Raw genomic sequence first — 25,042 nt, forward strand, 5'->3', positions numbered from 1 at the left:
CGCATAAAGCGGGGTACGTAGGGGTTTAAATTTCGTCCGGAACGCTTAGGAACAAGCCGCGGGACATAGGAATATAGAAGGACTGTTTTTTCATCGATGTGTAAAAGATTAAGGTCTTATTGAAAAAGAGAAATTATGAGCCTAAGCCTCAATGCCTGTTCCTATATTTGGCTCTCCGTGTAATCAGAGTAATTTAAGTGATATTATCGCATTGAGTCCAATACTCTAATCAAAAACAAGGAAGCAAGATGAGGTCATTTTATGCCTATATTATGGCAAGCAAGCGAAATGGTACATTATACGCTGGTTCAACATCAGATTTAATTAAGAGAGTCTGGGAGCATAAAAATAACTTAACTCCTGGATTTACTGCTAGGTACAATGTTCATATGCTGGTTTATTATGAGACTCATGAAACCTATGTGGAAGCTGCTCGACGAGAAAAACGTTTCAAAAATTGGCGCAGACAGTGGAAATTGAATTTGATTGAGAACCTAAATCCAGAATGGCGTGATCTATTTGAAGATATTTACCTTTGATTAAAAGCATCTGGATGCCGCGAACGCGTCGCGGCATGTAGGCAGTGGGGATGAGTTGCTACCTTTAAACATTAAGCTTCCAGCATCCAGTTTAAGGTCTCTTCTAAAGTAAAACGCGAAAAGGGACCGATAATTTGCTCAAGTTTTTGTTTACATCCAACTAAGTGCTTTACTTCCTGGCTGCGAACAAACGCGGAATTAACACGAATTTCCGGAGTATGACCTGTTAATTTGCTCAGCATAGAAAGTAACTGCTGCAAAGAGTATCCTTGGCCCGTACAAATATTCACAACTTCATTTGCAACCCCACCTACTTCAATTAGGCGTCGATAGGCGTGTGCAACATCACGGACGTCAGAAAAATCGCGTACAATATCTAAATTACCTAACTCCAAAGAATCAGCACGCTGGGAAAAATGAGTTACTATTTTTGGCACCAAAAATAAAGATGATTGTTCCACTCCCGTATAATTAAATGGACGTACAATGGTAATAGGAAGCTCGCTCATCCAGAGTCTTGCCATGTGCTCCATAGATAATTTACTCACTGAATAATCATTGACCGGTGCGGCGGGTGCTGTTTCATCAATGAATTCGCGATCTGTATTACCATAAATATTTCCACTACTGGCTAAAAAAATGTGTTCCGGACGTTTGGATAATCGAGCTAAGGCCTCTAATAAATTTCGGGTACCGATGATATTCGTCCGATACATTGTTTCCGCATTATTCTGGCCTATAAAAGAAATCGCTGCCAAATGAACAACCACGGTAGGTTCTATTTCTTTAATGATCTTGCTCAGCTCATCTTTATTTAAAAGATCACATGGAAAATAACGCACATCCGGAATAGGGTGAAGCGGTAGACGCTGGCAAAGACCGATTACGTTCATTCCAGAACGAACCAGCTCCTGCGACAGATAATAACCGGTAAACCCTGAGGCGCCGGTAATAATAACCTTCTTCATTATAAGGCTACCCCACGCTTATTTCGCTCAAGATCCGCTTCGAACATCATTTGACATAAATGTTCTAAAGTTATTTTAGGCTCCCACCCCAAGCATTTTTTGGCTTTGGAGGCATCACCAATTAGCAAATCGACTTCTGCTGGACGATAGAATTGAGGATTAACTTTCACTATAGTTTTCCCAGTTCGTTGATCAACAGCTATTTCATGAGCACCACTTCCTTCCCAAGCAAGATCAAAATCTGCTGCTTGTGCCGCTAAGTTTACAAAATATCGAACACTTTCAGTTCGTTGAGTTGCCAATACATAGGTATCAGGTTCCTCTGCTTGCAGCATACGCCACATCCCTTCTACATACTCTCTAGCAAACCCCCAATCTCGTTTTGCATCCAAGTTTCCTATTTCTAAGACATCGAGCATTCCCAGTCTGATTTTTGCAATACCGTTGGTTATTTTTCTAGTAATAAATTCACTGCCTCGCAGAGGCGATTCGTGATTAAACAAGATGCCGCTACATGCAAACAGATTGTAACTTTCACGATAATTAACAGTCATCCAATGAGCATATAATTTGGCAACCCCATAAGGACTACGAGGATAGAATGGTGTTAATTCAGTTTGCGGCACAGTTTGCGCTTTCCCAAACATCTCCGAAGTACTTGCTTGGTAAAAACGAATCATCGGATTCACCATACGAATTGCTTCTAAAATATTTAAAGCCCCAAGCGCAGTAATTGAAGAGGTCATAATGGGTTGGTCAAAAGAAGAAGTGACGAAACTCTGTGCCGCTAAGTTATACACTTCGGTCGCTTGGCTTTTCCTAAGTAAACCAACAATGGAACTTAAATCAGTTAAATCAAATTCAACCAAATGTAAATTAGGATGCTTATCGATACCTAATTCTTGAATTCGCCAAAAATTAGTTGCACTAGCCCGGCGATAAGCACCATAGACCACGTATTTTTTTTCTAATAATAACTCAGCCAAATAAGCACCATCTTGGCCGGTTATCCCTGTGATCAATGCGATTTTAGGAGATTTAGTTAGTTGCATTGCCCCTCCTCTTCTAATGCGTTTTCATTCATCACTAAACATTGATTCCAATCAAATTCACAATGATCTGAGCTTAATTGGGTATACCACCGCTCATTAAACAATACCTCCAAGAGTTGCTGCGTACTTTGTTCCCAGGTAAGCCAAGGCATGTCTTCCGATAAAATATGCGTCTTTTCTTTAAAATCATCCAACCAAGAAAGAATAGCCTCTGCCAAAGCAGAAGGATCATTAGAGTTAAAATAGGTAGCATAATTGCCAGCGACCTCACGAAAAACCTCTAGATCACGTGCTATAATTGGAAGTTTATATTTCGCTGCCTCAATTAAAGGTAAACCAAATCCCTCCCCTTCGCTCGCAGCCAACATACAAGATGAAGAGGCGTATATCTTTTCTAAATACTCATCACTCACCTGTTCTAGCCAGAATAAATTTTTAAATAATTCCGGGTGTTTTCGCAATTTTTGGACTAGTTTTTCTACATTCCACCCTTGCTTTCCTATAATCACTAAATTAACTCGATGTCCTTGCGACCATAATAATTCAAATGCATTGAGCACTTGTGTGTGCCCTTTTCGTGGCTCAACCGTTCCAACCATAATAAAAGTAGGATCGTGTTTCAATTGTTGAAGAATTTGCTCCTCATTACTATTTATCCCATGGGTTGGCAACGAGTTTTCAATATCGGCGCCAAGGTGAAAATAGCCTATCTTGAAGGGGCGAGAATTTTCAAATTTAAAACTCTTTAAGTAGTCACACACCGTGTCAGCCACTGCTTTAGAGATGCATAATGCACCATCAAACATTGCAACCGTATTCATCCAGTTGTGGTGCATTTTTTCCGTTTTGGGATTGAACATTTCAGGCATTAATATGGGTAGTAAATCATAAATAACAAAATTAATAGAAACGCCCTTACGATGAAGATTCAGCAAATAGTCCTTATGTTTAGGAACAATATTGGGACTTAAATCCAAACCTAAAAAAATATCTCCTGCGTTGGTATCAATGGGAGTGTCGTCAAAACCATCAGCAGAACACGATAATAAATTAAGCGTGAAATTGCGAGCATAGCGATATGTGTGACTCTCAGAAGCATAAACAGGCTCTACTCTATAACCGGATGGAGGGGACTCCAATAAACTTTTTACAATACTTCGTGTCACTCTTTGAATCCCTGATTTCACATCTTTAACAATGAGCAATGACACATCAATCAAAAATTGTCGGGTAGGAATTGATTTAGGAATGGACTGAGCTACATCTCTGGCTAATTGCATTAAATCGCGCGTATCTGGAGAATAAGATGTAAGTTGCGCTATTGACCTACCTAAAGAAAACATATCAGCTGAAGCGAGGTCATACATTTTTTCGATAGAATGATAATAGTTCCGTGCACAATCATAAGGTGCATGCTGAACTCTTATATGTTTTTGTGCTAAATCGCCTAGTGCTAATCGACGATTTTTATCGTTCCAAAGAAGTTCTAGGGATTCCTTCAATTGGTGATCAGTAAAATCTTCTGGTACCTTCCACACACAGTTATCAGGTAATTCGCAGAGACTTCCATGCGCATTGATAATAGTAGGAACACCGTAATTCATACAATCTAACACTGTTCCAGATGTTTCTCCCCGCGAGTTGCTCCGAAGTTGAACCGCTAGATCAGCAGCTGCTAGATACAACTGGTACGTTGGCTCATCGCACCATCCAGTAATAGTTACATTGGTTCCCACACCAGCATTAATGGTGGCTAATAATTGTTTCCCATAAGAACTTTTAGAATTGTTTATTCCTACAAAGATAAGTTTGCATTGTTTACTGTGCGCGAGTTTGGAATCCAACCAAGCCTCTAATAACCTATGGTTTACTTTATTAGGGCCTAAAATGCCAAAACTACAGACTATAAATGCATCAGGGTTAAGACCTAATTGTTCGCGCGCTGCCATTTTATCAATGAGTTCGACAGGTTTTCTTAAATGAGGAATAACCGCCCAATCCCTTGCGGTATTGGTACCATAAAAATGGTTCGCTAAATAACGAGAATATTCTGAATGAACAATAATGCCTGTTGCCTGTTGTAGGATTCGAAGATTACAAGGATATTTAGAGATCGCAGCATCATGATCATTTACTCTATCCAGACACCCTTTATAGCCGTGGGAATAATATAATTCTAAATTTAAAAAATTCTTAGCTTTACCATGATAAGCAATATAATCAACGACACCTGAAAGGAAAAAATCATGCAACACAATAATACCCGGTATTTCTTGAATCAACTCAAACATATGTCGATGAAACATCGAGTTACCAAAATGATAAATAACCCGATCGTAATAACCAAGGCCATGCTCCTGGAACCAACTTGCTGATCGAATACGATGATTGGCGGAAATCCAAGGATCACTCACTTCATTTTGAGCGACAACAACCTCAATGTCATAAAATCGACTCAAGAAGGGTAAAAGCTCCGCACTGTAATAGCTTATTCCACTACGTTCTGGAGGAAGGGGGGAAACATAGGCTAACTTCGGTCGTTGGTGTGAATTCAATGAGAGACTTTGTTGTTTTTTTTGTTCAACATCTAAGGATTCCAGTGCTTTAATTGCTCTGCGGGCACTAATATCCCAGGAAAATAATTTAGCTTGCTCAAGTGCTGCATGTCGCAACTCACATCGGAAGTCATCATTATCCAAGACCTTTAATAGCATGTTGGCAATTGATTCATCGTCGCGAGGATCAAAAAGATTATCTTCTCTTCCAATCACTTCCGGGATACTGCTTGTATTAGAGCCAATTACCGCTTGACCGCAAGACATTGCCTCAAGAACAGGTAAGCCAAATCCCTCATGCAATGAAGGAAAAACAAAAATTTTGCATAAATTATACAAGCTCAGCAGATCATCGTTGGGTATAAATCCGGGGAGTATTAATTCGTCAGTAGCTAAACCATGCGAGGCCGACAATGAAAGAAGATTTTTCTTTTCTGTACGTGTTATAGAGCACACAATCATTAATTGATGCTGATCACGAACATCGAATGGTAATTTCGCATAAGCGCGAATTAATCCGTCAATGTTTTTGCGAAAATCAATTCCGCCTGTATATAAAACAAATGGACGGGTTAATCCATATCGTTTTTTCAAACTCTCTGCATTATTTACTTTTATGGGTTTAAAATAATTATCCACAGCTGAAGAAATATTAACAACTTTGTCTTCTGAAAAATTTAAATATTTTAACGCCTCCTGTCTGGAGTGCTCGGAGTTAGATAACAGTAAATCCGCTTGCCCCAAAGAGTCGAGTTTTTTAAAGTACCATTTTTTTGTTTTTGAATCGTGTAGGTAATGCTCAGCATAAACAAGAGGAATTAAGTCGTGCATCACAACAGCTACAGGTATTATTTTGCTGAGTCGGCCGATACTCGTGACAACCCCGCCTCCATTTGTTCCTTCAAAAAAACTACCTATCAGGACTACATCAGGTTTTAGTTGAGCAATGAATGCCTCTTGTATCAGTTCGGCTGTTTCATCATTTTCAGTTGTACTGTACCACACACGAATATGCTCCTGCGGCAATATTCCATCAAATACAGCGCGTATCGGTTCAATACTACCTGGAAATTGTCCATTGAGCGCAATAAAAATTTCGTGTTCTCCGCGATTTTTGACAATCGCTAAGGCGAGGGAAAGTACATAACGGCCAATGCCACGAAAACGAGTATTGGGTGCTTGTGCTCCTTGCAGATCCAAGACAATACGCATAAAACAACTCCTTCAATACAATCCAAATGGATTTTTAATTTAAAATAAAATTAGAAACTCGAGTACAGATTGGTCCACTTAATTTAATATACCGTCATATCTTCATATAAATTTTCGTTGAACCAGACCTGAATCCCATCCAAGGTTGTCATGCCCGTTAGATTAGAAAGTTTTGGATTGAAATCAAATTTACAGGGTTTTTCATGAAGTAAAGTCCATTTATTTTGGATGAACAGTTCCAATACTTCACCTTCGATTTTTCGACTATGGGTTGCTATAAGCATAAAACGAACTTTTTTATTAATTGATCCAATTGAATGTCTTAGTGATTTAAATTCACTACCTTGAATATCCATATGGACATAATCAACATAGTTAAAATCATCTAAAATGTCTTCGATCGTATAGGATGGGATCTGACTCTTGGAGAGCTCTTGTCCACGATAATCCATTGCAGATGAATCATTCGAGACGGCCCCGCCCCAATCAGCAATTCCACTCGCGCCATAAAATAAAGGCTCTTTGCTCTCACTAATTCCACCATAAATGCAACGCGTATTGATCTGGTTTTCGGTTTTAATATTATCAGGTTCCGAAATAGGCAGACCATTTTTAATAAAATGGGCTCTCATCAAGGCAAGCCGTTCTATATCGGCCTCAACTCCGACAAGAGTAATGTCATTTATTCCATTTTGTTGCGCAATTTTTGCAGCAAACACCAGCCACGGCCCATAACCTGCACCCAATTCAATGCCTACGAATCGATTTTTAGCAGCCTCTATGGCCTTAACGGCGCCAATGTATTCAAGGGCCTCAGCATGAAGGGTGTCGCAAGGGAAAGGGAGCCTACCAATAGATTGCTCATGGTGGGTATTATTAAGTGAAAAAAAAGATAAATCGGTTTTAATGCCAAAATAGTCGGTATAAAACCCTTTTTCCAATTCTGAGTGGGCCTGATATTTTTCGAGTCGTTTTAAATCGTCAAAGGTATATCCTAAATAAATCTGATTTTCTGTCAAATCCGTTTTCCAACTACTGGCATTTTCTAACATTATTGCAATCCTTTGTTAACATCCAATTTAAATAGTTTACGAAGTTTTTCTGCAGGTGCTTTTATTAAGCATCTAATCAATACATTTTTTGAGTTGATAAAAAACATGACGTTCATGTTCCGATAAATGATGTAATTCGGGCTCAACTTCATTCGTACCTGTAGCTAATAAATGTTGCTTGATTTTATTATTTTGCTTTTCATAAACCTTTCTAAAATACGCTCCAATCATCGGCCAATTTTGTCTTTTATAACAACGAAAAGCCTTGTTAAGTCCCTTGATGCGAATTTTTTTACTCTGTCCTTCGGGTGATTTTAATAAATCTTTTATTATTAACGTCTTATTCCGACCTGCAGATAGATGGCTCAGATAATACTGCATACCCTCGGGATCGGGTTCTCTATTCAATGCGGCAAGGTAGGCATGGTAAATAAAATCCTCTCCTTGTCGATGTAAAAGTAAGTTGATATCGCTTGAGTTCTTTATTGAAGCTTGAACGAGCTGATTTTGCTGTTGCATTTGAGTAAGTGCATGCTCTTTTCTACGCGATTCTTTTTCCTCAATAAGTTCTGCATTTAAGGAGTCCAGTTTTTGGTTGGCGCTATTTAATTCATTCTGTAAATTTTGAATATGTGCTTGTTCTTTTCTACGAAATTCTTTTTCCGCAATAAGCCCATCGCTAAGAACAACTAATTTTTGGTTGGCCTTATTTAATTCAAGCTGTAAATTTTGAGTATGTATATGCTCTTCCCTACGATGTTCTTTAATGGTAATCAGCTCTTCGCTTAAAGAACCTAATTGTTGATTAAGCTTATTTAATTCATTTTGTAAATTTTGAACAAATCCTTGCTGATGAACGCGGTATTCTTTTTGTAAGTTCAATTCTTGGACTAATGCATTCTTTTCTTGTTGTACACGATAGGCATCGTTTTGCTGTTGTGCCTGATATTCTTTTGCTAAATTAAGTTCGCTTGCTGTTTGCTCCAGTAACATATTAATTTTTACTTTATAATTGGCGACTAATTCTTGGCAAAGCCATGAATTCTCGGTAATCTGCCATTTATCAAATATATTAGGCGGACTAGTGAACGCATCGAGAAGTTCCGGGTGCTCTTTCGCAACATAAAAACGGTTAAGCCCATCAGCATACACAAAGAGATAGTCGGCGGAGATAAGTAATGATTCCCATTGAGCATGATTTGTTTCAGGTGAATTAGGGACTGTGGCTTCAATTAATATTATCCAAGGACGTAACCGTGTGGGATCCCAGCCGTTAAGCACTTCTTTTTCAAACCCTTCAACATCAATTTTCATCCAATGAATGTCATTCTCAGCTAAAGTATTCATTGCTGATTGCAATGTGAGCGTTGGCACTTGTACTTTATGGCAAGGTAAGCCTAATTCATTGGAATGAGTTTCTGCAATGTGGTCAATGGCTGTACTTAAGCCGGTTCCAGGAATAATATTAAAATCAAGTAATCCATTATGGTCTGATAGGGCGATCTGTAATACTGTTTCATCAGGTCGTGCGTGTCGCAAAAGCTCAACAAATTCAGGAACGGGTTCAATATGAATACCCCGCCAACCTTTATCATAAAATGCTTTACTAACCGAATCGATTACCGGATGTTGAGCACCAATATCAATATAAAATCCCTTCTGCACATGTTTTAGTGCCCGCCATAACATAATGTCTTCAAAATTTTGTGCAAAAGACACGAAGCTCATAAGAATCCCTTTAATTTAATGCCAAGCCGTTAAATTGACTTCTTCCGACAGATACTATTAAACCTTTTCAAAAGAGTTCAAAAGTATAAGTCTTGTCCTGTTTTTGTGAATCCATTATACTTTTTCAATTAAAAATAACAATCGTTTTAGCTCGAAGTTAAAGACTCTATCCCCTCTATTTATCGTTAGGAACGTGCCATTAAATAGGATTTTTTATGTCATTGCCAAAAGACTCATTACTCAAAATACAAGCTCGGGTAATAGGCGCACTGCTTATGCGCGAAATCTTGATTCGCTATGGCCGACACAATATTGGATTTTTATGGATCATCGTAGAGCCCATGCTATTTACCTTGGGAGTCACTACATTATGGACATTAACCAAGCTCACCCACGGCTCCAGTTTACCCATCACCGCCTTCGCACTCACAGGGTATTCATCGGTTCTTGTGTGGCGAAATACAGTAAGTCGATGTACTATGGCGGTACGTTCAAATCGCAGTCTGTTGCATCACCGATATATTAAAGTACTGCACTTGTTTTTAGCCCGCATAATCCTTGAGATTAGCAGCGTAACGATGTCCTTTTTGATTTTATCCATAGCATTTATCAGCATGGGTTTAATGGATTTCCCAGATAATATTTTAACAATTTTATTCGGCTGGTTCTTGCTTATGTGGTTTGCTATCGCCCTGGCATTGATGATTGGTGCGATTAGCGAACACTTTGAAACAGTTGAGCGATTATGGCATACCGTAGCATACTTACTTTTTCCAATGTCAGGTGCTGCGTTCATGGTCGACTGGCTGCCTCAAAAAGCACAGGAAGTTGTTTTATGGTTACCAATGATTCATGGGGTTGAATTAGTGCGGGAGGGATTTTTTGGATCCGCGTTACATACTCATTACTCAATTCAATATATGTCCTCTTTTTGCCTGGTCTTAAGCCTTTTTAGTCTTGCTATGGTAAAAGAAGCGAGTAGACGCGTAGGCTCAGAATGATTCATATTCATAATATCAGCAAGATTTACCCTATTCGCCAAGGCGTACGTACTGTTCTTGATAAGATCAATTTAACCATTGACCCCGGTCAAAAAATAGGGATTTTAGGACGCAACGGCTCTGGGAAGTCAACCTTAATCCGTCTCATTAGTGGCGCCGAACAGCCTAGTGCCGGAAAAATACATCGGGGCATGAGCGTTTCATGGCCCCTCGCTTTTGGTGATGCATTTCAAGACAATCAAACAGGACTCGATTGTCTTCGATTTATATGCAGAATTTATGGCATTAAAAAAGAAGCCATGCACGATAAGATCGAGTTTGTAAATGATTTTGCCGAGCTTGGCCTCTATTTTCATGAACCCATTAAATCCTATTCATCTGGAATGCGTGCGCGTTTAAGTTTCGCAATTTCAATGGCTGTCGAGTTTGATTGTTTCTTAATTGATGAAGTGATTGCGGTGGGTGATGATCGATTTCATAAAAAGTGTTATGAAGAATTATTTGAAAAAAGAAAAGACCGGGCACTTGTTATAGTGTCTCATGATCCAACTTATATAAAAACACATTGTGAATCAGCAGCGGTCCTCAGCAAAGGCCGACTCTATTCTTTCGATAAAATAAATGAAGCCTACGATTTTTATCAATCAACACGAATCAATGCGCCAACCAGAGAACATGTCATTGCTGGCTATCGCTTTATTCTCGGACGCGAGCCCGAAAGTGAATATGCAATTGAATATCAACAGTCAGCTTGTGAAACCGTCGAAAAGTTAAGAAAATGCTTGTTTACGTCTGAAGAATTTAAAAATCAATTATTACAAAATAAGTTCAGCGTATTTTCTGACACGCTTTGTTCCAACGCCCCCCAAGAAGAAGATATTACTCTTGCATTTAACCTAATCCTTGCTCGAGATCCTGAACCAGATGAGCTGAAGAACATTAAAAAATCATATAAATCATTTGAACGATTAAGAACTCGCCTCCTTGAATCTAAAGAATTTCAGTTAAAGTTCAAACGACTGCTTTTTTAAGGACAATGAGCGAATTAAAGCATCTTTAGCTGCATTTTCTTGAAGATGATTTTCGAATATTGAAGTCATCTTAATACCATCCTATAGCGATTTATTTAAGGTTTTTACTTTTATACGATGAAGTAAATTATATTCAGCAATTATCATTATTGTTATGATATAGCTGAAGGGTTCCAGGAGGAGCACAGTACTAATGCTTTTTTACAAATAGATGTGTCTAAGTTTGGTATTGTTTTTTAATTAGCTTTAATTTTGAGAGTATTATGGATATTACTGTGTATGGTGCTGGTTATGTGGGATTAGTTACAGCATTATGTCTTGCCAAAATAGGCCACCGAGTGTGTTGTATGGATAAGTGTCAAGCACGTATTGCGTTACTTAAAAAAGGACATTCTCCTATTTTTGAAAAAGACATCGATTTACTGTTACAGCAACAATTAGAAAAAAAACAATTATTTTTTACTGCAGATTTAGAGGAAGCAGTTCATTTTTCTACCGTACACCTTATTGCTTTAGGCACACCCCGTTTACCTGATGGCAGCACTGACTTAACCCAATTGTTTGACGTAATCGAATATATTTCACACCGTGTTACCCAGTCGTGTTCTATTGTTATCAAGTCTACGGTTCCTGTGGGAACTAGCAATCAAATTAAACATACAATTCAGAAATTTCTATCGGAACACTCTAAAAAAATTACTATCTCAGTAGGAGCAAATCCAGAGTTTTTACGTGAAGGGACAGCGATTAATGATTTTTTAAATGCGGATCGTATTGTTATCGGTGGTGATGAGCAAGTTACTGCGATATTAAAAAATATTTATAAACCATTAAGTGATTTGGGTATACCATTATTAACTATGGATCCGTGTTCTGCTGAACTTACCAAATATGCTGCCAATATCTTATTAGCATGCAAAATTAGTTTTATTAATAAAATTAGTGAATTATCGCACGCATTTGATGCCGATATTAATCAGATTGCTCGAGGTATTTCTTTGGATCATCGCATTGGACCACATTTCTTAAAAGCCGGAATTGGTTATGGTGGCTCCTGTTTGTCAAAGGATATACATTCTCTTATTCAAACATCTAAATCAGCAGGCATAGACGCTTCATTTTTTGAAGCAATTGAGCAGGTAAATCACCATCAAAAAAAATGGGTTATGACACAGCTCAATCAATATTTTAAAAAGCAACTTACTGGATTACATATCGGTATTTGGGGTATCGCATTTAAACCTGGAACAGATGATATTCGTGAAGCAAGTAGTTTAGTCACCATCCATGAATTAAGTAAAGCTGGGGTTGATTTACTCATCTATGATCCTAAAGCCATACCTAATACCAAAGAAATGTTAGGTTGTTACGATAATATTACGTGGCTTGAACACTGCGATGAGGTGTTTCAATATGACATTGATGCATTGCTTCTGCTGACTGAATGGGACGAATTTGTTCAGTATCCGTTAGTACAATTAAAAGAACATTTACAAGACACGCCTTTATTCGATGGTCGTAATTGCTATAACTTAGACATGATGAACAAGCTGCAATTTAATTATTATTCAGTAGGACGTCCTGCCGCCGTTACCGCAACGGCTACCGCGAAGGTTGAATGTATCTAGTGGGTCAAAGATGATTCTAAACGTGAGATGCTATTTCATTGACTGCATAACTTATTTGTTCTGAGCTATGGACACTACTTATAAAAAATCTTAATCGAGCCTGATTATCAGGAACCGCAGGATATATAATAGGTTGCACGTTGATTTTTTTATCATAAAGTTGACGCGATAATATAATTGCTTTTTTAGAGCTACCACAAAGGATTGGAATTATTCCCAATCCTAGGCTAAATCCTGTATTCAGATTTAATGCCTTCGCTTCTTCTAAAAATTGCGTTGAACGCGCATTCAGAGCAGTAACTCGTTCAGGTTCATCTAACATAATTTCCAAGGCTTTTAAGGACGCAGCAGCAAGCGGCGGCGCCATACCTACGCTGTATAAAAAACCAGGGGCGGAGAATTTAAGATGCTCCACTAATGCATGGCTTCCAGCAATGTATCCGCCACAACCGGCTAAAGTTTTGCTCAGTGTCCCCATCCAAATATCAATTTCGCGCCCATTTATCTCGAAAAACTCATGAATGCCTTTGCCACTTTTTCCAAGGACGCCTATTGAGTGAGCCTCGTCAACCATCAAAAAAGCTTTGTGCCGCTTTTTTATTTCTATGAACGCTGGCAAATCCGGATAATCACCATCCATACTGTATAAGCCTTCAATGATAATAAGTACTCGCTCAAACTGATGGCGACGTGTTATTAATATATGCTCTAAAGCTTGCCAATTATTATGAGGAAACGACATTCTAAAGGCACCGGATAATTTGATCCCCTGTAAGGAACTATCATGAATTAACTCATCATGGATAATTAAATCCTTGGGGCCAAATAAATAACCAATGGTGGTGACATTAGTTGCATGCCCACTAACAAAAATCAATGCATCTTCAACTCCATACATTTTCGCTAATGCATTCTCCAATTGTTGATGAATAGGCCTCTCTCCAGACACCAGTCGACTGGCAGATGCAGAAGTTCCATAACGTTGGATGGCTTCTTGTGCTGCGGCATTGACTCGAGAATCGCCATTTAAATTCAGATAATTGTAACTGGAAAAATTAAGGAACGACTCTCCATCAATAATCGAAGTCGCTGAGGCTGTTCCTTCATGCGTTAAAAAAAATGGAGTGTCAATTTTTAATTTTCGCAAATAAATTTGTTTTTGTTTTATTGTTTGGTAGTTTGGATAATCTTCAAAATTACAAAATCGCTCAGGAATTTGAACAGCTGAATTATGAGCTTGAAGCAACTCATTCTGAGTAGTATTAGCAGAGTCTTTTAAACGAAGTTGGCGTTGACCTAACGCCATTTTGATTAGACTATCCTTTATCTTGCTCATTGGACTGTACTCTCAATTATTCTTGATTCCTGTTCGAGTTCTATTGCTTCTTTAACAGAAATAATCTCACCGTGGCGTGCTGCCTCATGCATTACCCTAAGTACAGGACTCTCATGTTCTTCGTTAATTTCATTTTGATTACTTAATTGGCTAACAATGCGTTCTGTTAAAGTATCTAATGAAAACCCTTGAGAAAGGGTCATCATGGGTAGCGGAAAATTAAAGCGCTGCTCTATAGCATTGCTTAACTCAGCCCCAACTAAAGAATCCAGGCCAATATTAAGCAAGGATTCTTTTCTATCTATTTTTTCTTTAGGTAACCGCAAAATTCGTGCTACTTCATCGGCTAAAATATTACTAACAATTTCCAAAGCTTCTTGGGTTGATTTGCCAGAAAGGAGCTCATGAATGTCTGTTTGTTTCGTATATTTTGAGTTTTTGTGCTCCTCTATGCTAAGCAGTTTACTATATTTGGGAGCATTCATCTTGGGAAAAGCGCGCTGCATTTTTCTCAAGTTAAGATCAGCAATAGCCGCGCCCATTTCTTTATTAAGAATTAATTGTTCCAGCCAATTCAAAGCATGTTCTGAAGTAAAAATCTGACCGCCCATTTGGGTCATCAATAAAGCTCTAAGTTTTTCATTTCTGGCCAAATAGCCTGCGTCATAAATTGGTCCCCAGGCAACAAATAAACCACTTAAACCTTGTTTTCTACGAAGGGAGATCAGTTTTTCTAAATAATGATTTGCTGCAACATAATTACCCTGTCCTGGATTACCAAAAAGAGTAGTAACCGATGAATAAACCACAAAAAAATCTAATAATAAATTCTTGGTGCTGTGATGCAAATTCCAAGCCCCTTTTACTTTAGCAGCAAAAACATTATTCATTTTTTGCGTATCCAGATTTTTAATCAATGCATCTTCATACACGGTTGCCGCATGAATGATGCCTTTCAATAAAACCTTGTTCTGCTGCAATGAATTAATAAGCTGTTGTATTTGCATAGGATCACTGATATCCAGTGCATGGATATCGACTTTAATTCCTTGCTCAGTCAAACGCGAAACTGCGTTTTTAGCTTCCTCTTTTACGAGTCCTTGTCTTCCCAGCAGAATTAAATGCCGTGCACCTTTTTCCGCCAGGTATTGCGCCGATTTCAAGCCAAATCCACTAAAACCTCCGGTGATTAAATAAGCAGAATTTGGACATAAGGATAATGAAGAAAGCGATTTGAAATTTAATAAATGATCATTTGGTTTTTCTGTAAAACGAACAATAATTTTGCCTATATGTTTTGATTGCTGCATGTACCGAAAAGCATCATGAATACTGTTATTAGCAAATTCGCGATAGGGCAAAGGTGAAAGTACATTTTGTTCGAATAAAACCAGTATATTTCCAAAAATCTGGGAACATAATTGGGGATTTTTAATGATTAATTGATCGGCATCAATCCCAAAATATGCGATGTTGTTTTTAAATGGTCTTAAACCAATTTTACTGTTGAGATAAAAATCTCGTTTCCCTAACTCTAAAAATCTGCCGAAAGGTTTTAAAATAGTTAGATTTGCATTGATAGCCTCTCCTGACAGGCAATTTAAAATGACATCAACCCCCTCGTTGGCGGTTTCTTGCATAATCTGCTCGGCAAAAACGAGTGAACGGGAATCAAAAATATTCCTAACTCCTAGAAGGCGAAGAAAATCCCTTTTTGATGCTGAACCCGCCGTAGTATAAATTTCCGCACCAATGTTGCGAGCAAGTTGAATTGCTGCAATCCCTACACCACCCGCCGCTCCATGGATTAAAATCCGCTCACCAGGTTGTAAATGAGCGAGATGATGCAAAGCATAATAGGCTGTGAAAAAAGCAATGGGGACACCTGCTCCTGCTGAGTAATCCCATTGAGAAGGTAAATGGGCTATGGCATATGCCTTGGTACTGGTCGTGGTACTAAAGCTTGCCGGAGCAAATCCCATTACCCGATCACCCACTTTAAAGTTGGAAACTTTTTTTCCCGTAGCAAGAATTTCGCCGGCAAACTCCATACCTAAGGTTGCTCCCAAAAATCCATCTTGTACCGCCTCATCAGGTATAAAACCCATTGTGTACATGAGGTCGCGAAAATTAAGTCCCGTAGCATGAGGTTTAATTTGCACCTCGTCATCTGCAAGTTTTATCTCCTGAACTGGAAACCATTTTAAATGATGAAGCGAACCAGAGCGCTCGAAATCAAGACGATACTCTTGTAAAACACTTTGCTCTAAATGAGCTGCCGTCGGCATCATAAGGCGGATGCCATATCTGGCGGTTGCAGTAAGAATAATTTCATCTTCGCCATCATTTAGGACCAATTCATTTGCCAGATTGGCTGCCAGCTCTGGGGTGATATCACCTTGTAAATCAATGAGCTTGCAGTCAAAGCCTGGATACTCATTAATTAACACACGGCCCAGCCCCCACAAAGTGGCCTGTACCGGGTTATCAGCGATTGTTGTGGGGATAAGATCACAAGGAGCAGCATTGGAAGTTACCAGTATAACTTGAGGTTGCACCGTCCAATTATAACGTTCAATCGTTTTGATTAAATCAATCACTTCATTACACTTAACCCCAGCCTGCTCCATTTCAATGCGCGCATCAAGAAGAACCACCAGTCGTAATCGGGTTGATTTTTTAATAAAAGGCGCTAATGATTGTTGCAAAAGTTTCGAGGAACAATCAAACGCTTCGTTATCATTGCTGACGAAATAAATGTCAGCTATCGCTCCTTTGTTCTCTATTGCCTGAGTCAAATAGTCCTTGGCTTTATGCTGAGATGTAACTACGATAATATCTATCGGTTGCGGCCTTATTTGAGGAGCGAAAACCGTCGTGGTATCACTAAGGGGTTGAGCCAAAAATAAAAAACTGCCTTCTCGCTGAGCTGCCCCTGGCTCAGGTAACGCTTCCGTATATTGAAAACCAGCATCCTGCAAGAGCTTGCCCCAGGTTGGCAAGGAATAAAAACGAGATAAGGGTTCATTTTCGTCATTAAGACGCCACCATTCTGGCCTCAACCCTAAACTCATATCATAAAGACGATCGCTATGTCTTTCCATGAGAAGTAAAATACCGTTCTTACTTAATAAAGAACGCAACATCGTCAAAGGATGCAATACATTGTCAACTGCATGCAAACAATTGCGGAGTAAAATAATATCAAACGATTGCTCTGCCAAAGAGCTCTGATTAATGAAATCAGAGTCAAGAGCTAGTGTTGTCGTTTTCGCAAACAAATATTTACTTAGATAATGTTTTGCTTCGTAAGACGCTGTTTCATCTCCTAGAGCGATTAAATAATCCGTTCTTTCTGCAGGGAGAGATTCTAATAGATTAAGAGTTAAACTACTGAAGCCTTGACCAATTTCTAGAATACGAAGTCGTCGTTCACTGGGCCAACGAGCTACTATTGCTTGAATAGACTCTCTAACAAGAATATGAATCCCATCTGCAGAAGGAGCGCTGTTTAGAAAATAATGAAAAGTATCATCGTGTAATGAAGGTAAAAACTCCTCGGTAGTAATTTTCCCTTGCAAAAGGGATGTTAAATGCAAGCTCCAGCGACCAACAATTGATAATTCCGAGAGGTAATTTGGATAGTGATTTAAAAGTGCGTTCCAAATGAACTCTGCATCATATTGTTCTTTGGGTTCAACAAAAGTGTACTCTTGAGATTGTGTTTTTAATAATAAGCCATCTTCAACAAGAACTCTCAGGTATTGCTTTAATAAAGGTTGTTGCGACTTAATCACTCCTCCATAATCACATAAAGAGTCTAAGGAGAAGGTTTGTTTTTGTGCTGCAATTGTTTTAATTGCACGATAAATAAACTGGGCAATCATCACATCAAATAGAGGCATTACCTCTTCAAAATGGCGAACCCGATCTTCTTTTTTTGTGTAGGCAATATCCTGCACGTGTTGCCTAATCATGGTCAATGTTGAGAAATCGATGCTTAAGGGTGCAGCACAGGATAATAAATGGGCCTTATTAACATACATTTTCATGGCATCCCCTTGCCTCGAAAAAGATATATTTTTAAAGCGACAATCATCAATTAAAGCAATTAACCTACCTAAATTGTCAATAATCTTGAATTGGGCATGAATTCCCTGTTTGGTGATCGTTAAGATCTCAGCGTAAAGATAAATTTGTTCAGGTAACTGAGCGAACATCCGAATACGGCCTATTCGTACGGGAAGTGCTGCTTGGCTTGAATAGCCTTGGCGATGTAGGACACCAATAAGTAGCTGAAAACAACTATCAAGAATAGTTGGTGGGATACAATATTGCTCGAGACCAGCAAATATACTCGGATGAATTGTGGTTTGCGCTAAAGCACATCGTTTTTGTAACCAAAGATACAAAATACCTTGAAAGGTTTGTCCATAATCTAGCCCTATTGAACGAGCCATGGCATAAAGAACCTCTCCCTCAATAGGGGAATTAGCCGCTTTCCGCAAATGCATGATATCGATATGATCAGGTTCAGAAACTACAGGTTCATTAATTAAACGCCCGACCGCATGAACAATCCAAGATTCATCTGAATGTCGATTACGACTTTTAATATTGAAACTACCATCCTGTGGTTGTAGCTCAAAACGAGTAATACGACATTTTTTTTCTTCAAAAACCATAGGTACGAGGATGTCAATATCTCGGACATCATGGTGGTAATTGCCATACCATAAACGAGAAGCAGCCAGAGCCATTTCAGCAAAACCAGCTGCTGGCATGACCGGAGTTCCATCAACTACATGATCAGCAAGGTAACTCACAAGCTGAGTATCTAGATGATTTTCCCAAATGAATTCCTGAGGTCGGATTCTCCAACCCAATAAGGGATGCTCGATGCGTAAATCGGTCAGGTTATTATTCTCATTAGTTGGTTGTTGTCGATGAACCTCTTTAATCCAAGGATACGCAGGTAAAGAAATTGCTTTTCCTACGACCGGAAATAAACATGATTTATCAAAATTTGCGCCACTAAGTAAGACTTTATAAATGGATTGTTTGAGATCAAAAGATTCATCCCCATGTCGTTTTAACGTGGTAAAAACTGCTCCTGATGCTTTTCTAGTGTGCAAAATATCTTCAATGTAGCGTTTTAAAACGGGTTGCGGCCCAACTTCAAGGAAAACTTTTACGCCATCATCAATTAATTGATTAATTGCTTTTTCAAATTGTACTGGTTGACGAATGTTATCCCACCAATAATTTGCATCGAGTTTCTTACCCCGACGTTTAGTGCCCGTTACAGTGGAGAAGAAATTAATTGGATTCGCTTGTGGATGGATATTATTCACTCCAGAAAGAAAATTCGCTTTTAAAGGCTCCATTTGTTGACTATGAAATGCATAATCAAGATCCAGTGGCCAATGTAAGATGTTTTGCTGAATGCAAAAATTGTGTACTTGGTTAATGGCCGATTTTTTTCCGGAAATAGTACATCCTTTGGGGCTATTGACCGCACAAACTTCCAAAGAAGAAGATAACTTGAGATCCTTAATTAACTTTGTTGCCTCACCAGCACTTAATGCAAGCGCAATCATTTTCCCTTGCCCATGGGTTTTCCCTTGCCAAAAGCTGCGTTGAAAAATAACCTGGCAAGCATGTTCAAGTGTTAAAGCACCACATGCCCATGCAGCAGCAACTTCGCCTACACTATGACCTACTACTGCATTAACTTTTACTCCTTGAGCAATAAGACAACGAGTGAGTGCTACCTGCAAGGCAAATAAACAAGGCTGAGCAATTTCTGTGGCAAGATAACGCGAATTTTTTTGCGTATTTAATAATTCCTCTTTAATTGAAAAACCAATTTGTGCTGGTAATAAGGAATCTATTTCTTCAATGGTCTCTCTGAATAAGGGATTACCCGCCAACAACGTGCATCCCATTTCCTGCCATTGAGCACCATTTCCGCAATAAACTAGAGCAACAGGGGCACTTTTTCCCACATATTGTCCCTGTATTGCATTATGATGGACTACTCCATGGCCAACGCTAATTTGTTCAAGCACGTCAATAATTTCGGGAATAGTCGCTCCGTCGATGAGCAAGCTTTTATTTAGCAAAACATGACGATTAGCTAAAGTATACGCCAGATCATGATAAAGCTCTGGCTTTAGGCGAAGCAATTGAGCGTATTGTTTCGCCCTTTCAGGTAGAACACGTTCATCATGTGCAGATAATAACAAAGGCGGTAAATCGTTTAAATGCTGAGCTCGTTCCGAAGTGGACTTGGCACGTGAGGCATAAGCTTGCAAAACCACATGCGCATTGGTACCGCCAAAGCCAAATGAATTAACGGCCATAATATGAGGAAGTCCGCTAGGTGACAAATCTGTAAGTTGATCAACAACCTGTAAATGCAATTCCGTTAAATCAATATTTGGGTTAGGAGTTTTATAGTGGAGAGTTGCTGGTACCGCATTATTTTGCAGACACAATACAGTTTTTAATATTCCTACCAGACCAGAAGCGACTTCCAGATGTCCCAAATTACTTTTAATTGAACCGATTAATAGGGGTGTTTTATTTTTTTTTTGTCGTTTTTTTCCTAGAGCGGTACCAATTGCCAATGCCTCAATAGGATCACCTATTGTGGTTCCCGTGCCATGAGCCTCCAAGTAAACAATGTCTTCTGGTGAAATGTTTGCTTCCTTGTGAACCTTAGTGATCAATTGCGCTTGTAATTCGGAACTAGGCATAGCAATGTTTCTAGTTCGTCCATCACTATTTACACCGGTATTAAGAATCACAGCATGAATAGGATCACCATCTCGTTCAGCATCAGCCAATGGTTTTAAAAATAAAACGACACACCCTTCAGAGCGAACATAGCCATCGGCGGTCGCATCAAAACTTTTACAACGTCCGGAAGGAGAAAGCATTGATGCTTTTGAGAAACCAATAAAAGAAATTGGTGACATCAATAAATTAACTCCGGCAACAATCGCTGTTGAAGACTCCCCACTCCAAATACTATTACAGGCTTGATGTAACGCAACCATCGATGAGGAACATGCTGTATCAATTGCGATACTAGGACCTCGTAAGTTAAAAATATAAGACAGACGATTGGCAGCAATACTCACGCAGCTTCCGAGCATCGCATGAGCATAGAGGACCGAACAATCATTAATGTATTTGAACGTGTGCTCATTGCTACCAATACCTACATACACAGCACAATTAGAACCATCTAATTGCTCTACATTTTGGCAACCGTTTTCCAAGGCTTCCCATGTTGTTTCGAGGAGGATCCGCTGTTGTGGATCCATCTGACGCGCTTCCCTGGGAGTGATATTAAAAAAACTGGCATCAAACTCATCAATTTTTGATAAAACGCCGGCACTGAAGGTATAACTTTTACCCAGTTCAGTTTTCCTAGGATGCAGATAATTTTTAATAGGCCAACGCTGATCGTCAACGGAGGAAATAAGATCTTTTCCTTCACTTAGCGCATCCCATAATTGAGGGACTGTAGAGATGTCGCCAGGTAGGCGAAATGCCATTCCCACTATAGCTATTCCATTTTTCCTTTTGCTACTCATGTACCTACTATTCCCTTTTTATTAAGTCAGATTGAAATTAGCGCATGAGGATTATGTATTTATAAACTGGAACCTTAAATTACACCAATTTTCAAACAGCTGGTAACTTCTTTAATAGGAAGCTCCTTGAATGGGGTTAAGTCTAGCAATTTTTTTAGTTATACTAAATAGTTTCATTAAAACCACACACGTATATGGTCATTTGCCTCGTTGCTTAATTAAACGTTCAAAGTTTGATTCTGCTCCTGGAAAGAACTCTAGAAGGAAGAAAAGAAGAAGATGAGAATTTTAGTTACAGGTTGTGCAGGGTTTATTGGTATGCATACGGCCCTACGCTTTCTAGAGCGAGAGGTAGAGGTGATTGGCGTGGATAATTTAACAAATTATTATGACGTTAGATTAAAAAAAGCCCGCTTAGCAAAACTTACTTCTCACTCCAATTTTAAATTCTATCAATTTGATATAGGAGATTATCAGTTAATCAGCAAATTATTTGTTGAAGAAAAACCATGCCTCGTAGTGCACCTGGCTGCTCAGGTTGGAGTACGGTACTCACTCGTAAATCCTCAATCCTATATCGACTCAAATATTCAAGGTTTTATGAATATATTAGAAGCCTGTCGACATCATTCAATTGAGCATCTAGTTTATGCCAGTAGCTCTAGTGTTTATGGCAATAACAAGCTCATTCCATTTGATGAGTCATGTGATACATCTCACCCTATCAGTCTTTATGCCGCAACAAAAAAATCTAATGAGCTAATGGCCCATGTATACAGTCATCTCTATCAGTTACCGACAACAGGGCTACGTTTCTTTACAGTATACGGCCCTTGGGGAAGACCCGACATGGCGTTCTTCAAATTCACGCAGGCGATTACTACAGGAAAACCTATCGATATATATAACAATGGAGAAATGCTGCGCGATTTTACCTATGTTGATGATATAGTGGAGGGAATTGTAAGGGTCACAGAAAAAAGCTCTGCTGAAACTGGCATCCCATATCGTATTTTTAATATAGGAAATAATCATCCTATTGATTTAATTACTTATATCGAGACGCTAGAAAACGAGCTTGGTATTGTAGCCCTAAAAAATTATTTGCCTATGCAACCTGGAGATGTATTTGCCACTGCTGCGGATATTTCAGCACTTGAGGAGTGGGTTGCGTTTAAACCCAGTACCCCCATTGCTTTAGGAATCAAACGTTTTGTTAACTGGTATCGCGATTACTACATGAATATATTGCAAATAGCATGAACTGTTTTTAAATATCGCCGCACCGCTGTGAGAACAGTGATCATCAATTTCATATAACCAACCAATAATAGGGCACATACCGAAGATGTGATGAACCAAGACTGAAGGATAGGGATTTATATGTCACGAGATACACCCAAAACAATATTAATTACCGGAGCGACAGGAGCCATTGGTGGCGCTTTAGCTTTGGCTTATGCCAAACCTGGAGTAAAACTAATATTGCAAGGACGTAAGCAAGAACGTTTAGATGAATTGAAAATGTTGTGTGAAGACCAAGGGGCACAAGTATCCATCAAAGCCGTAGATGTTCGTCATGAAGAATATAAAACTTGGCTGCAGCACATGGCGCAAGAAGAACTTGACTTAGTGATGATCAATGCGGGGATGAATACTCATACTGGACCGGAAGGAGAGCCAGAACCTTGGGATGAAGTGGAGGCTTTAGTAGACATCAATATATTAGCTGTTATGGCAACTGTTCATGCTACTTTACCTGCTATGCGAGCACGAAAAAAAGGCAAAATTGTTTTAATGAGTTCTTTAGCTGCTTATTTTGGGCTGGCACTCACTCCTAGTTATTCTGCAAGCAAAGCGGCAATTAAAGCATATGGTGAGGCTTTGCAAGGATGGGTGCGTTCAGATGGAATTAAAATTCATGTCATTTTTCCAGGTTATGTGACCTCCGAGATGTGCAATAAAATGCCTGGCCCTAAGCCGTTTCTATGGACGCCAGAACAAGCTGCTGCAGCGATTCAAAAAGCAGTAAGCAAAAATAAATCACGTTTTAGTTTTCCTTTTCCGTTAAATTTTGGTGCATGGTGTTTATCCATCTTAAGGCCTGGATTTTCTCAGTGGATACTAAGTAAACTAAGATACAGTAATTAAAGGATTCCCATGCGTATTTTAATTCTTACTTCTGCAACAGGTGGCGGGCATGATATGCGAGCTCGTGCCCTAGAGGCGTGGATTCGTACCACAAAACCTTCCTGGACTACCAAGATTCACCATGCCTTGGAAGACTCTCACGGGGTCTATAAATTTGGCGTTGAATTATATAATTTCATTCAACGTACCTGGCCTCCCTTACATCATATTTATTATAATTTTCTTGAGTTAGCGGGCGTGATGAGTAGTGGGAAAGCCATGCTTGGTCAAGCGCGTTATATTGAACTTTTAGAAGAATATAAGCCGGATCTTATTTTTAGTGTACACGATTCAACGAATCATTGTTTTTTTGAAGTTGCACGAAAGGTCTTGGGTACTAAAGTACGATGTGTTATTTATTGTTCGGAAATGCATGGCGGTTATGGGATGAGTCGACACTGGGTAAATCCAGATGCAGATTTATTTATCGCTTCCCTGCCAGAAACAATCGAAGGAGCAATTCGGCTTCGTATGCCCGAACAGAGAATCCGCTTAGGTGGCTTTCTTTTACATCCTGATTTTTATAATCCTCCCACCGCCGCAGAACGCTCCAGTTTTTGGCAAGAACAACTGCTATTGGACCCCTCTATCAATACGGTGATTTTAGGAACGGGAGCAAATGGTGCAAACCATCATCTTCCACTTCTAAAAGCAATTCAAAATTTTAAGGCTCCTTTACAACTCGTCGTTTTGTGCGGGAAGTCACAAAAAAAGAAAGAGAGCATCCTTCAATATGCGCAGCGTAATCAATCCTCTGATTTATCGATTCGTCCGTTAACAACAACCAATAAGATGTCGCTTTTGATGCATGGTGCTATGGCAATAGTAGGACGTCCGGGGGCTGGGTTGAGTAATGAAGCAATTCAAGCGGGTTGCCCACTGATTATTAATAAATTAAACGGCTTAATGCCTCAAGAAATGATTAATGAGCGCTTTGCTATAAAACATAAAATTTCTTCCCGTTTGCGAACGCCAAAAGATTTATGCACTATATTAAATCACTGGCTTAATCATATTGAAGATTATCAGCAGCTAAAGCAAAGGATTACGCATATCAGACCCAAACAACATCCTTCAGAAATTCTTGCTATGTTGGAATCTTTATAGCTAAGGAATTTGCCACTAATTTAGTTAAGCGGGACG

At 39.1% G+C, this 25,042-nt stretch carries 14 protein-coding genes; 7 read left to right on the forward strand and 7 right to left on the reverse strand.

Going from position 1 to position 25,042, the window contains the following annotated elements; all coding sequences use genetic code 11:
• Nucleotides 1-248 precede the first annotated feature (248 nt).
• Complete coding sequence (locus tag ACWTEW_RS13895) at nucleotides 249-539, forward strand: GIY-YIG nuclease family protein (RefSeq protein ID WP_454782243.1); 291 nt, start codon at nucleotides 249-251, stop codon at nucleotides 537-539.
• Nucleotides 540-610: 71 nt separating this feature from the next.
• Here ACWTEW_RS13895 and ACWTEW_RS13900 read toward each other — a convergent pair whose 3' ends face one another.
• From ACWTEW_RS13900 to ACWTEW_RS13920, 5 genes are all read right to left on the reverse strand, one after another.
• Nucleotides 611-1,507: a GDP-mannose 4,6-dehydratase gene (locus ACWTEW_RS13900; protein WP_454782244.1), complete on the reverse strand. Its 897-nt coding sequence runs from the start codon at nucleotides 1,505-1,507 to the stop codon at nucleotides 611-613.
• A complete protein-coding gene (gene gmd / locus ACWTEW_RS13905) occupies nucleotides 1,507-2,559 on the reverse strand; it encodes a GDP-mannose 4,6-dehydratase (protein WP_454782245.1) in 1,053 nt (350 codons plus the stop codon). The genes ACWTEW_RS13900 and gmd overlap by 1 nt, the downstream gene beginning before the upstream one ends.
• Entirely contained in the window at nucleotides 2,550-6,326 is a 3,777-nt protein-coding gene (locus tag ACWTEW_RS13910) for a glycosyltransferase (protein ID WP_454782246.1), read from the reverse strand. Before ACWTEW_RS13910 ends, gmd begins: the two co-directional genes overlap by 10 nt.
• Nucleotides 6,327-6,409: 83 nt before the next feature.
• On the reverse strand, nucleotides 6,410-7,378 hold the full coding sequence (locus tag ACWTEW_RS13915; RefSeq protein ID WP_454782247.1) for an FkbM family methyltransferase: 969 nt from the start codon (nucleotides 7,376-7,378) through the stop codon (nucleotides 6,410-6,412).
• A 72-nt stretch (nucleotides 7,379-7,450) separates the two neighbouring features.
• Nucleotides 7,451-9,106, reverse strand: coding sequence for an FkbM family methyltransferase (locus ACWTEW_RS13920; protein ID WP_454782248.1), 1,656 nt, complete (start codon nucleotides 9,104-9,106; stop codon nucleotides 7,451-7,453).
• Nucleotides 9,107-9,321: 215 nt separating this feature from the next.
• On the opposite strand from ACWTEW_RS13920, the gene ACWTEW_RS13925 reads away from it, so the two are divergent.
• From ACWTEW_RS13925 to ACWTEW_RS13935, 3 genes are all read left to right on the forward strand, one after another.
• Nucleotides 9,322-10,107 carry an ABC transporter permease gene (locus ACWTEW_RS13925; RefSeq protein ID WP_454782249.1) on the forward strand — a complete coding sequence of 262 codons (786 nt, stop codon included), beginning with the start codon at nucleotides 9,322-9,324 and terminating at the stop codon, nucleotides 10,105-10,107.
• A complete protein-coding gene (locus tag ACWTEW_RS13930; RefSeq protein ID WP_454782250.1) occupies nucleotides 10,104-11,138 on the forward strand; it encodes an ABC transporter ATP-binding protein in 1,035 nt (344 codons plus the stop codon). The genes ACWTEW_RS13925 and ACWTEW_RS13930 overlap by 4 nt, the downstream gene beginning before the upstream one ends.
• Nucleotides 11,139-11,401: 263 nt before the next feature.
• Nucleotides 11,402-12,766 carry a UDP-glucose dehydrogenase family protein gene (locus ACWTEW_RS13935; protein ID WP_454782251.1) on the forward strand — a complete coding sequence of 455 codons (1,365 nt, stop codon included), beginning with the start codon at nucleotides 11,402-11,404 and terminating at the stop codon, nucleotides 12,764-12,766.
• Between the two features lie 16 nt (nucleotides 12,767-12,782).
• Here the strand turns inward: ACWTEW_RS13935 and ACWTEW_RS13940 are convergent, their stop codons facing one another.
• Nucleotides 12,783-14,102 carry an aminotransferase class I/II-fold pyridoxal phosphate-dependent enzyme gene (locus ACWTEW_RS13940; protein WP_454782252.1) on the reverse strand — a complete coding sequence of 440 codons (1,320 nt, stop codon included), beginning with the start codon at nucleotides 14,100-14,102 and terminating at the stop codon, nucleotides 12,783-12,785.
• Complete coding sequence (locus tag ACWTEW_RS13945) at nucleotides 14,099-21,709, reverse strand: SDR family NAD(P)-dependent oxidoreductase (protein ID WP_454782253.1); 7,611 nt, start codon at nucleotides 21,707-21,709, stop codon at nucleotides 14,099-14,101. The genes ACWTEW_RS13940 and ACWTEW_RS13945 overlap by 4 nt, the downstream gene beginning before the upstream one ends.
• Nucleotides 21,710-21,988: 279 nt before the next feature.
• On the opposite strand from ACWTEW_RS13945, the gene ACWTEW_RS13950 reads away from it, so the two are divergent.
• The 3 genes from ACWTEW_RS13950 (at nucleotide 21,989) to ACWTEW_RS13960 (ending at nucleotide 25,006) form a co-directional block, all read left to right on the forward strand.
• A complete protein-coding gene (locus tag ACWTEW_RS13950; RefSeq protein WP_454782254.1) occupies nucleotides 21,989-22,972 on the forward strand; it encodes an NAD-dependent epimerase in 984 nt (327 codons plus the stop codon).
• 120 nt (nucleotides 22,973-23,092) lie between these two features.
• Entirely contained in the window at nucleotides 23,093-23,860 is a 768-nt protein-coding gene (locus ACWTEW_RS13955) for an SDR family NAD(P)-dependent oxidoreductase (protein WP_454782255.1), read from the forward strand.
• A gap of 9 nt (nucleotides 23,861-23,869) precedes the next feature.
• Nucleotides 23,870-25,006 (forward strand): glycosyltransferase, encoded by a 1,137-nt coding sequence (locus ACWTEW_RS13960; RefSeq protein WP_454782256.1) that lies wholly within the window; start codon nucleotides 23,870-23,872, stop codon nucleotides 25,004-25,006.
• Nucleotides 25,007-25,042 lie beyond the last annotated feature (36 nt).

It is taken from the genome of Legionella stuttgartensis (assembly GCF_977063405.2).